The sequence below is a fragment of the Streptomyces viridosporus genome (assembly GCF_002078235.1).
GTDB classification, from domain to species: Bacteria; Actinomycetota; Actinomycetes; order Streptomycetales; family Streptomycetaceae; genus Streptomyces; species Streptomyces viridosporus.
Genome location: NZ_MSGP01000050.1, coordinates 1 through 10548, shown reverse-complemented (window position 1 = coordinate 10548; position 10548 = coordinate 1). Strand labels below are relative to the sequence as shown.

10 protein-coding genes are annotated in these 10548 nt (G+C 69.1%); all 10 read right to left on the bottom strand.

Annotated elements, in window-relative coordinates; genetic code table 11:
* Nucleotides 1–32 precede the first annotated feature (32 nt).
* Entirely contained in the window at nt 33–1481 is a 1449-nt protein-coding gene (atpD, locus tag B7L92_RS03735) for a F0F1 ATP synthase subunit beta (RefSeq protein ID WP_004983325.1), read from the bottom strand.
* Entirely contained in the window at nt 1481–2398 is a 918-nt protein-coding gene (locus B7L92_RS03730) for a F0F1 ATP synthase subunit gamma (RefSeq protein ID WP_004983326.1), read from the bottom strand. The genes atpD and B7L92_RS03730 overlap by 1 nt, the downstream gene beginning before the upstream one ends.
* Nucleotides 2399–2419: 21 nt before the next feature.
* Nucleotides 2420–4012: a F0F1 ATP synthase subunit alpha gene (gene atpA / locus B7L92_RS03725; protein WP_004983327.1), complete on the bottom strand. Its 1593-nt coding sequence runs from the start codon at nt 4010–4012 to the stop codon at nt 2420–2422.
* A 135-nt stretch (nt 4013–4147) separates the two neighbouring features.
* On the bottom strand, nt 4148–4963 hold the full coding sequence (locus tag B7L92_RS03720; RefSeq protein ID WP_081236060.1) for a F0F1 ATP synthase subunit delta: 816 nt from the start codon (nt 4961–4963) through the stop codon (nt 4148–4150).
* Nucleotides 4960–5505, bottom strand: coding sequence for a F0F1 ATP synthase subunit B (locus tag B7L92_RS03715; protein ID WP_004983329.1), 546 nt, complete (start codon nt 5503–5505; stop codon nt 4960–4962). Before B7L92_RS03715 ends, B7L92_RS03720 begins: the two co-directional genes overlap by 4 nt.
* Before the next feature lie 44 nt (nt 5506–5549).
* Complete coding sequence (atpE, locus tag B7L92_RS03710; protein WP_004983330.1) at nt 5550–5780, bottom strand: ATP synthase F0 subunit C; 231 nt, start codon at nt 5778–5780, stop codon at nt 5550–5552.
* Nucleotides 5781–5852: 72 nt separating this feature from the next.
* Entirely contained in the window at nt 5853–6674 is an 822-nt protein-coding gene (atpB, locus tag B7L92_RS03705; RefSeq protein WP_004983331.1) for a F0F1 ATP synthase subunit A, read from the bottom strand.
* 225 nt (nt 6675–6899) lie between these two features.
* Nucleotides 6900–7337: a Cg1360 family ATP-synthase-associated protein gene (locus tag B7L92_RS03700; protein WP_081236059.1), complete on the bottom strand. Its 438-nt coding sequence runs from the start codon at nt 7335–7337 to the stop codon at nt 6900–6902.
* A 351-nt stretch (nt 7338–7688) separates the two neighbouring features.
* Complete coding sequence (locus B7L92_RS03695) at nt 7689–9050, bottom strand: MraY family glycosyltransferase (protein WP_081236058.1); 1362 nt, start codon at nt 9048–9050, stop codon at nt 7689–7691.
* A 138-nt stretch (nt 9051–9188) separates the two neighbouring features.
* On the bottom strand, nt 9189–10427 hold the full coding sequence (gene glyA / locus B7L92_RS03690) for a serine hydroxymethyltransferase (protein ID WP_081236057.1): 1239 nt from the start codon (nt 10425–10427) through the stop codon (nt 9189–9191).
* Between the last annotated feature and the right edge of the window lie 121 nt (nt 10428–10548).

Sequence of the window (10548 nt, the reverse complement as noted above, 5' to 3'; positions counted from 1 at the left end):
GTGAGCCCGCGGGCTCACGGTGAACGCGGGGCTCAGGAGACGCCCAGCTCCTTCGCGTTCTTCTTCAGGTCCTCGATGCCACCGCACATGAAGAACGCCTGCTCCGGGAAGTGGTCGTACTCACCGTCACAGATCGCGTTGAACGCGGCGATCGACTCGTCCAGCGGCACGTCCGAACCGTCCACGCCGGTGAACTGCTTGGCGACGTGGGTGTTCTGGGACAGGAAGCGCTCCACGCGACGGGCACGGTGGACGACGAGCTTGTCCTCCTCGCCGAGCTCGTCGATACCGAGGATCGCGATGATGTCCTGCAGGTCCTTGTACTTCTGCAGGATGTTCTTCACGCGCATGGCCGCGTTGTAGTGGTCCTGCGCGATGTAGCGCGGGTCCAGGATCCGGGACGTGGAGTCCAGCGGGTCCACGGCCGGGTAGATGCCCTTCTCCGAGATCGGACGGGAGAGCACCGTCGTCGCGTCGAGGTGGGCGAAGGTGGTGGCCGGGGCCGGGTCGGTCAGGTCGTCCGCGGGGACGTAGATCGCCTGCATCGAGGTGATCGAGTGACCGCGGGTCGAGGTGATGCGCTCCTGGAGGAGACCCATCTCGTCGGCCAGGTTCGGCTGGTAGCCCACCGCGGAGGGCATGCGGCCGAGCAGGGTCGACACCTCGGAACCGGCCTGGGTGAAGCGGAAGATGTTGTCGATGAAGAACAGCACGTCCTGCTTCTGGACGTCGCGGAAGTACTCGGCCATGGTGAGGCCGGCCAGCGCGACGCGCAGACGGGTGCCCGGGGGCTCGTCCATCTGACCGAAGACCAGGGCGGTCTTGTCGATGACGCCGGACTCGCTCATCTCGTCGATGAGGTCGTTGCCCTCACGGGTGCGCTCACCGACACCGGCGAACACCGACACACCGTCGTGGTTGTTGGCGACGCGGTAGATCATCTCCTGGATGAGCACCGTCTTGCCGACGCCGGCGCCGCCGAACAGACCGATCTTGCCGCCCTTGACGTACGGGGTGAGCAGGTCGATGACCTTCACGCCGGTCTCGAACATCTCGGTCTTCGACTCGAGCTCGTCGAAGTTCGGCGCCTTGCGGTGGATCGGCCAGCGCTCGCCGTCGTACGTCTCGTCGACGTTGAGCACCTCACCGAGGGTGTTGAACACCTTGCCCTTGGTGAAGTCGCCGACCGGCACGGAGATGGCGGAACCCGTGTCGGTCACCGGGGCCTGGCGGACCAGACCGTCGGTGGGCTGCATGGAGATGGTGCGGACCAGGCCCTCGCCCAGGTGCTGGGCGACTTCCAGGGTCAGCGTCTTCTTCGCGCCCTCGTTCGCCGGGTCGGAGACCTCGACGTGCAGGGCGTTGTAGATGTCCGGCATCGCGTCGACGGGGAACTCCACGTCGACGACCGGGCCGATGACCCGCGCGACGCGGCCGGTGGCCACGCCCGACGCAGCGGTCGGCTCAACAGTGGTGGTCATTAGTTGTCACTCCCCGCGGTCGCGTCGGCCAGTGCGCTCGCGCCACCGACGATCTCGCTGATTTCCTGGGTGATTTCGGCCTGGCGGGCCGCGTTGGCAAGCCGGGAGAGCGTGTTGATCAGCTCGCCCGCGTTGTCGGTGGCCGACTTCATCGCGCGCCGCGTGGCGGCGTGCTTCGAAGCGGCCGACTGGAGCAGCGCGTTGTAGATGCGGCTCTCCACGTAGCGCGGCAGCAGGGCGTCGAGGACGTCCTCCGCCGAGGGCTCGAAGTCGTACAGCGGAAGGATCTCGTCCTTCGTCGCCGACTCCTGAGCGACCTCCTCGAGGCGCAGCGGGAGCAGCCGGGAGTCGACCGCCGTCTGCGTCATCATCGAGACGAACTCGGTGTAGACGATGTGGAGTTCGTCCACACCCCCGTCCGCCGTCTCCTTCTCGATGGCCTCGATCAACGGAGCCGCGACCTTCTTGGCGTCCGCGTACGAGGGCTCGTCGGTGAAGCCCGTGAACGACTCCGCGACCGTGCGCTCGCGGAAGTTGTAGTGGGCGACACCGCGGCGGCCGACGATGTACGTGTCGACCTGCTTGCCCTCGCGCTCCAGGCGCTCGGTCAGCTGCTCCGCCGCCTTGATGGCGTTGGCGTTGAAGGCGCCGGCCAGACCGCGGTCGCTCGTGAGGAGCAGGACCGCGGCACGGGTCGGGGTCTCCGCCTCCGTGGTCAGCGGGTGCTTGGTGTCCGAACCGGTGCCGACCGCCGTGACCGCGCGGGTGAGTTCCTGCGCGTACGGCGTGGAGGCCGCCACCTTGCGCTGCGCCTTGACGACGCGCGAGGCGGCGATCATCTCCATCGCCTTGGTGATCTTCTTGGTCGCGGTGACGGATCGGATGCGACGCTTGTAGACCCGGAGCTGGGCTCCCATGAGTCAGGTCCCTTCCTTACGTCACTTGGCGGCAGCGGCCGGGGCGTCCTCGCCGAGCAGCTTGCCGTCGCTCGTCTCGAACTGCTTCTTGAAGGCAGCCACCGCGTCGGCGATCGCCTGGATCGTGTCGTCGGACATCTTGGCGCCCTCGCGGATGGAGGTCATGAGGCCCTGCTCCTGACGGTGCAGGTACTCCAGCAGCTCCTTCTCGAAGCGGCGGATGTCCGCGACCGGAACCTCGTCCATGCGGCCCGTGGTACCGGCCCAGATGGAGACGACCTGGTCCTCGGTGGCCATCGGCTCGTACTGGTTCTGCTTCAGCAGCTCGACCATGCGCTGACCGCGCTCCAGCTGCGCCTTCGACGCGGCGTCCAGGTCGGAACCGAAGGCGGCGAACGCCTCCAGCTCACGGAACTGGGCGAGGTCCACGCGCAGACGGCCGGAGACCTGGCGCATCGCCTTGTGCTGGGCGGAGCCACCGACGCGGGAGACCGAGATACCGACGTTCAGGGCCGGACGCTGGCCGGCGTTGAACAGGTCGGACTCCAGGAAGCACTGGCCGTCGGTGATGGAGATGACGTTGGTCGGGATGAACGCCGAGACGTCGTTGGCCTTGGTCTCGACGATCGGCAGACCGGTCATCGAGCCGGCACCCATGTCGTCGGAGAGCTTGGCGCAGCGCTCCAGCAGCCGGGAGTGCAGGTAGAAGACGTCGCCCGGGTAGGCCTCGCGGCCCGGCGGGCGGCGCAGCAGCAGCGACACGGCGCGGTAGGCGTCGGCCTGCTTCGACAGGTCGTCGAAGATGATCAGGACGTGCTTGCCCTCGTACATCCACTGCTGACCGATGGCGGAGCCGGTGTACGGCGCCAGGTACTTGAAGCCGGCCGGGTCGGACGCCGGGGCGGCGACGATGGTCGTGTACTCCAGCGCACCGTTCTCCTCCAGCGCGCGGCGGACCGACGCGATGGTGGAGCCCTTCTGGCCGATGGCGACGTAGATGCAGCGGACCTGCTTCTTCGGGTCGCCGGTGCGCCAGTTGTCACGCTGGTTGATGATCGTGTCGACGGCCAGGGCGGTCTTGCCGGTCTGGCGGTCGCCGATGATCAGCTGGCGCTGACCACGGCCGATCGGGGTCATGGCGTCGACGGCCTTGTAGCCCGTCTCCATCGGCTCGTGCACCGACTTGCGCTGCATGACCGTGGGGGCCTGCAGTTCGAGGGCGCGGCGGCCCTCGGTCTCGATCTCGCCGAGGCCGTCGATCGGGTTGCCGAGCGGGTCGACCACACGGCCGAGGTAGCCCTCGCCCACGGCGACGGACAGGACCTCGCCGGTGCGGGTGACCGGCTGGCCCTCCTCGATGCCGCTGAACTCACCGAGGACGATGGCACCGATCTCGCGCTCCTCGAGGTTGAGGGCGAGGCCGAGGGTGCCGTCCTCGAACTTCAGCAGCTCGTTGGCCATGGCCGACGGCAGACCCTCGACCTTTGCAATGCCGTCACCGGCAAGGGTGACCGTACCGACCTCCTCGCGCGAGGCCGCGTCCGGCTTGTACGACTGGACGAAGTTCTCCAGCGCGTCCCGGATCTCCTCCGGCCGGATCGTGAGCTCCGCCATCTGAGTTCCCTGCTCTCCTTGTTGGGCCCGAAGTTTCACTTGGGGGGTATTCCACGAGTCGGGGACTCCCCCCAATAAGAGGTGAATCCTCTGCACGGCCCAACCCGGGCCGTAGTCATGCTTATGGAGTTGCTGCTAGCTCGCCATGCGACGGGCGGCGTCCTCGAGCCGGTCCGCGAGCGAGCCGTTGATGATCTCGTCGCCGACCCGCACCCGGATCCCGCCCAGGACCGCGGGGTCCACGTCGAGGTTGAGGTGCATCTCACGGCCGTAGAGCTTCGCCAGCGCGGCGCCGAGACGCCGCTTCTGCGTGTCGCTCAGCGGGACCGCCGAGGTGACGACGGCGACCGCGCGGTTGCGACGATCGGCGGCGAGCTTGGACAGGGACTCGAGTCCCGCTTCCAGGCTACGTCCCCGCGGCGCGGTGACAAGGCGCGTCACCAGACGCTCGGTCGTGGGCTTGGTCCGGCCGCCGAGCAGGCTGCGCAGCAGCTCGCCCTTGGCCGAGGCGCTCGCGGCGCGGTTGGTCAGCGCGGCCCGCAGCTGCGTGTCGGACGAGACGATCCGGCCGAACCGGAACAGCTCGTCCTCGACCTCGTCGAGCGTGCCCGCCCGCTGGGCCGCGGTGAAGTCGGCCGTGTTGGCCAGCTCCTCCAGCGCGTCCACCAGGTCGCGCGACTGCGACCAGCGGGAGCGCACCGTACCGGCCACCAGGTCGGCGGTCGGACCGCCCACCTGACCGCCGAGGATGCGTCCGGCCAGGCCGGCCTTGGCGTCAGCGGCCTGCGCCGGGTCGGTGAGGACCCGGCGCAAGCTGACCTCGCGGTCGAGCAGCGCGGTGACGGCGGCCAGCTCGTCGGCGAGCTGCGCCGCGTCCACGGACGTGGAGTCCGTCAGCGCGTCGAGCCGCTCACGTGCGGCTGCCAGGGCCTCGCGGCTCGCTCCGTTCATCGTGCGGCCTCGGCCTTCTCCTCGAGCTGGTCGAGGAAGCGGTCGATCACACGGCTCTGCCGGGCGTGGTCCTCGAGGGACTCACCGACGAGCTTGCCGGCCAGGTCGGTGGCGAGCTTGCCGATGTCCTGGCGCAGTGCCGCGGACGCGGCCTTGCGGTCGGCCTCGACCTGCGTGTGACCGGCGGCGATGATCTCCTCACGCTGCCGCTGGCCTTCCGCGCGCATCTCGGCGATGAGCGCGGCGCCCTGCTCCTGTGCCTCCTGGCGCAGGCGCGCGGCCTCGTGCCGGGCCTCGGCGAGCTGAGCCTTGTACTGCTCGAGCACGCTCTGGGCCTCGGTCTGGGCGGCCTCGGCCTTCTCGATCCCGCCCTCGATCGCCTCGCGGCGCTCCTCCAGAACCTTGTTGATGTTCGGGAGGAGCTTCTTGGCGAGGAAGCCGAAGACGATGACGAAGGCGAGCAGGCCGATGACGAGCTCGGGAATCGGCGGGACGAGGGGGTTCTGCAACTCCTCAGCCGCGATATGAAGCAGTGGGCTCATATCAGAGTGCCTTTCGTCTAGAGGGGCGGTCGTGGATCAGATGATCACGTGCCGTAGACGAACGGCATGACCAGGCCGATGAGGGCGAGCGCCTCACAGAAGGCGAAGCCGAGGATCTGGTTGGCACGGATCAGGCCGGCGGCCTCGGGCTGACGGGCGATGGCTTCGGTGCCCTTACCGAAGATGATGCCGACGCCGATGCCGGGGCCGAAAGCGGCGATGCCGTAGCCGATGGAAGCGATCGAACCGCTGACGGCGGCAAGGGTCTGGGACATGCCAGTTCTTCCTTTTCTTCACGGGCCGGTGGGGGTGCGCCACCGGACGACTGGGGGGCGGGTGCGGGACGCTCAGTGGTGCTCGGCGAGCGCGCCCTGGATGTAGGTGCAGGCCAGCAGGACGAAGACGTACGCCTGCAGGGCTTGGATGAAGAGCTCGAAGACCGTCATCACGAGGACCATCAGGAACGAGACGCCGGCGTAGGCGATGCCGATGCCGTTCAGGAGGTACCAGCTCGCGATGGTGAAGAGCACGATCAGGATGTGGCCCGCGAACATGTTCGCGAAGAGTCGCACGGCGTGGGTGAAGGGCCGCACGAGCAGGTTCGAGAAGGCCTCGATCAGCATCACGACCGGCAGCGCCGCGCCGAGCGACTTGTCGTAGCCGGTGAAGTTCTTCAGGGCGCCGACGAAGCCGTGCTTCTTGAAGGTCAGCGAGACCCACACGACGTAGACGAGCAGCGCGAGCACCAGCGGGTAGGCGAAGACCGACGTCACCGGGAACTGGGCGAGCGGGATGATCGACCAGAGGTTCATCATCCAGACGAAGAAGAACAGCGAGACGATGAGCGGGACGTACTTCTCGCCCTGGCGCTTGCCCATCGTCTCGTAGACGATGCCGCGGCGGACGAAGTCGTAGCCGGTCTCGGCGACCATCTGCAGCTTGCCGGGGACGACCTGGGGCCGGCGGAAGGCCGCCCAGAAGAAGCCGATGACGACGACCGAGCCGAGCAGCGCCAGCAGCATCGTCTTGTTGAAGTACACGTTGCTGTCGCCGTTACCCCAGAGGGGGTCGAACAGGAACGAGTGCAGCCCGGGAGACGGGAAGCCACAGCCGTCGAAGATGTGGCAGTCGGTCTCGAAGGCGAGCACCTGCGTCGGGTCAGCACTCACCGCGGGCTCCTTCGGCGTGGCGCATGGATTCGGCAACCTCGTGGTGTCGGCGCGGCACGGGGCCGCGGATCGGCACGGGACTGGTGTTACGGATGTGGGGGCGGCAGTGGGGCATCTCGCCTCGCGATGTGGCAGGCGTCATCTCGGATGCCCGCGCCCGCGATGCCGCAGTTGGCACCGGACGATAGCAGGGTCTCCCATGCGCCTTTATCCCGGCCCTACGTCTCACGACGAACGCCCCGGGGTTTCCTTCTTCTCACGCGTCGTCGATTCGGGTTCCACATAGGGAATCTTGGCCTTCATGTGGGCCCGTGCCTGCGCGGCGACCCAGGTGAGGGTGCAGACGAGCAAGGTGAGGGCGAAGACCTTCGGGTGGAACAGCGTCGTGTTCTTGAAGAGCGCGATGAAGACGAACATCAGCAGGATCTGCGCCATGTACATCATCAGCCCCATCGCCTGGAACAGATGAGGCAGTGATTTGGCGGTCCACTGCAGGACGTACAGACCCACCCCCATGAGGAGGATCACGAGCACCGCCGCGACGACCCCGCCGATCACCCCCTTGCCGCCCTCGACGGCACCGCCGATCGCGACTGCGACCGCACCGACGGCAGCGGTGGGCACGGCAGCCTGGATCAGGATCCGGACGTCGTTGGACGGCATGGCGGCAGCTCCGCTTTCAAGGGGGCAAGGGGGGTGTCGTCATGGACGAGCGTAGTCCCCCGGACGGGGTGGATTTTCCTCGCACCGGGCGGACCGTCGCACTACGGCCCGGCGGCTCTGTCCGGGGACTCGTGAACGGTATCACAAACTATTTGATGCAGTCTTTACCTGATGGGTGTGCCCGGTGTCACACATGAGGACCAATCTGCGCGTCTGAGCGAGAAGGAAGCCCTCTTGTCTGGTATTGGAGCACTTTGCACCCCCAACACAGCCCCATCGGACTCCCACGACTTGGCAATGCTCTAGTCGGATTCTTACCTTGGCCGTTGTCCGGCCCGAACCGACGGGACGTCAGTGCGAGCCGTCGGCCCGCCGGCCGTCGGCCAGGTGTGCACGGGCGCCGAGGGCGGTCGCGCCGTTGACGCCGGAGACGCCCGCGGCGACCGGGGCGCGGTCCTCCGCCCCCACGCCTCCCACGGCGTCCTGTGCCGCCCGCGGATCCGCCGCGGCCGGCGCCGGGGCGTCCGGGGCGGGCGCGGGCGTCCGACGACGGCGGTAACGCGGCGGGACGAAGGCCTCCGCCCACCGCGGGGCCCGCGGGGTGAAGCGCGGCAGCAGGAGCAGGACCAGGCCGATCGCGCTGAGGAAGACCACGCTCAGGACGATCCACATCGACGCCGAGTTGACGGAGTAGGCGAGCGCGCCGAAGGCGATCAGCGCCGACCAGAAGTACATGATCAGCACCGCGCGGCTGTGCGAGTGGCCGATCTCCAGCAGCCGGTGGTGCAGATGGCCCCGGTCCGCCGCGAACGGCGACTGGCCGCGCCAGGTGCGCCGCACGATCGCCAGGATCAGGTCGGCGGCCGGCACCGCGATGATGGTGAGCGGCAGGATCAGCGGGATGTAGACCGGCACCGTCTGGTGCACGGCCTCCTTCTCCGAGCCCACGTACAGGTTCAGGGCGTCCGGGTCGACCTGTCCCGTGATGGAAATCGCACCGGCGGCCAGGACCAGGCCGATGAGCATCGAGCCGGAGTCCCCCATGAAGATCCGCGCCGGGTGCATGTTGTGCGGCAGGAAGCCCAGGCACATGCCCATCAGGATCGCCGAGAACAGCGTCGCCGGGGCGGCCGCCTCGATGCCGTACGAGTACCAGATGCGGTAGGCGTACAGGAAGAACGCCATCGCCGCGATGCACACCATGCCGGCCGCGAGACCGTCCAGGCCGTCGACGAAGTTGACCGCGTTGATGGTGATGACGACCAGCGCGACCGTGAGCAGCGTGCCCTGCCACTGGGTGAGGGCGACCGAGCCGACGCCCGGGATCGGCAGCCACAGGATCGTCAGACCCTGCATGACCATCACACCGGCCGCGATCATCTGGCCGCCCAGCTTGATCAGGGCGTCGATCTCGAACTTGTCGTCCAGGACGCCGATCAGCCAGATCAGCGCGGCCCCGGAGAGCAGCGCCCGGGGCTCGTTGGACTTCTCGAAGAGCTGGCCGAGGTTGGTGAGGTGGTCGGCGACCAGCAGACCCGCGCACAGCCCGAAGAACATCGCGATCCCGCCGAGCCGCGGAGTGGGTTCCCGGTGCACGTCGCGCGCCCGGATCTCCGGCATCGCCCCGGCCACGATCGCGAACTTGCGTACCGGCCCGGTCAGCAGGTACGTCACCGCGGCCGTGATGCAGAGCGTCAGCAGGTATTCACGCACGGGCTTCCCCACAGGTCTCGCTGGCCATCACAGCCCCACACCCTAGCGAGGCACGCATACGGGTGGGGGCTTCCGGGTAGCGACGATGGTTGCACGCGTGGCTGTGCAGCCGTGTGCGCCTCCCCGCGCCGACGGCGCTCAGCGCGGGTACGGCGGGAAGGCCGCGGTCAGTTCCCGCACGTCCTCCCGGACCCGCGCGGGCTCGGCCCGGCCCCTGAGGACGCCCGCCATCAGCCCGGCGACGACCGGCATCTCCCGCTCCCCCATGCCCTGCGTGGTCACCGCCGCCGTACCCAGGCGCAGGCCGCGGGCGTCGGCGTGCGGCAGGGCGCAGCAGTCCAGGACCATCCCGGCCGCCGCGAGCCGGCCGCGCGCGGTGCGTCCGTCCACGCCGAGGGGGGCCGGGTCGGCGGTGATCAGGTGGGTGTCCGTGCCGCCGGTGACGACGGCCAGCCCCTCGGCGGCCAGCGCGGCGGCCAGCGCCCGCGCGTTGGCGACCACCCGGTGCGCGTACGCGGCGAACGCCTCCGTCGCCGCCTCCCCGAACGCGACCGCCTTGGCGGCGATGGTGTGCATCTGGGCGCCGCCCTGGGTGAAGGGGAAGACGGCCCGGTCCACCCGGCCGGCCAGCTCCGCGCCGCACAGGATCATTCCGCCGCGCGGTCCGCGCAGCACCTTGTGCGTGGTGGCGCAGACGATGTCGGCGTACGGCACCGGGCTGGGCGCCGCTCCCCCGGCGACGAGTCCGATGGGGTGCGCGGCGTCGGCGATCAGGTACGCGCCCACCTCGTCGGCGACCTCGCGGAAGAACGCGTAGTCGAAGTGGCGGGGGTAGGCGATGGAGCCGCAGACGATCGCCTTGGGGCGGTGCGCGCGGGCGAGGGCGCGCACCTGGTCGTGGTCGAGGAACCCGCTCTCCGCGTCCACGCCGTAGCCGACGAAGTCGAACCAGCGGCCGGAGAAGTTCACGGGCGAACCGTGGGTGAGGTGGCCGCCGTGGGGCAGGGCGAGGGCGAGGACGGTGTCGCCGGGGCGCAGCAGGGCGGCGTAGGCGGCCAGCACGGCCGAGGAGCCGGAGTGCGCCTGGACGTTGGCGTGCTCGGCGCCGAACAGGTCCTTGGCGCGCTCCACGGCGAGGCGCTCGGCGACGTCGGCGATCTCGCAGCCCCCGTGGTGCCGGGCGCCCGGGTACCCCTCGGCGTACTTGTTGGCCAGCGTCGAGCCGAGGGCGGCCAGCACGGCGGGCGAGGTGAAGTTCTCCGCGGCGATCAGCTGGAGCGTGGTCGCCTGCCGCTCGCGCTCACCGAGCAGGACGTCGGCGAGCTCGGGGTCCTGGCGGCGCAGGACATCGGTCTCGAGGGCATGGGTGACCGTCATGGGAGGCTCCCGGACGTCGACGCTGACGTACGACCAATGTAGGCCGGGCGCCCGGGGAGCGCGCGATTGCCGCGTCCTGCCGTGGCCGCGCGCCGGTCCCGCCGGGCGCGCCCGGCCTCAC

Coding starts and splice junctions, on each gene's coding strand:
- atpE (WP_004983330.1), bottom strand. CDS start 5,780: ATGTCCCAGACCCTTGCCGCCGTCAGCGGTTCGATCGCTTCCATCGGC.
- B7L92_RS03730 (WP_004983326.1), bottom strand. CDS start 2,398: ATGGGAGCCCAGCTCCGGGTCTACAAGCGTCGCATCCGATCCGTCACC.
- atpD (WP_004983325.1), bottom strand. CDS start 1,481: ATGACCACCACTGTTGAGCCGACCGCTGCGTCGGGCGTGGCCACCGGC.
- B7L92_RS03715 (WP_004983329.1), bottom strand. CDS start 5,505: ATGAGCCCACTGCTTCATATCGCGGCTGAGGAGTTGCAGAACCCCCTC.
- glyA (WP_081236057.1), bottom strand. CDS start 10,427: ATGACGGTCACCCATGCCCTCGAGACCGATGTCCTGCGCCGCCAGGAC.
- atpA (WP_004983327.1), bottom strand. CDS start 4,012: ATGGCGGAGCTCACGATCCGGCCGGAGGAGATCCGGGACGCGCTGGAG.
- B7L92_RS03700 (WP_081236059.1), bottom strand. CDS start 7,337: ATGCCGTCCAACGACGTCCGGATCCTGATCCAGGCTGCCGTGCCCACC.
- B7L92_RS03720 (WP_081236060.1), bottom strand. CDS start 4,963: ATGAACGGAGCGAGCCGCGAGGCCCTGGCAGCCGCACGTGAGCGGCTC.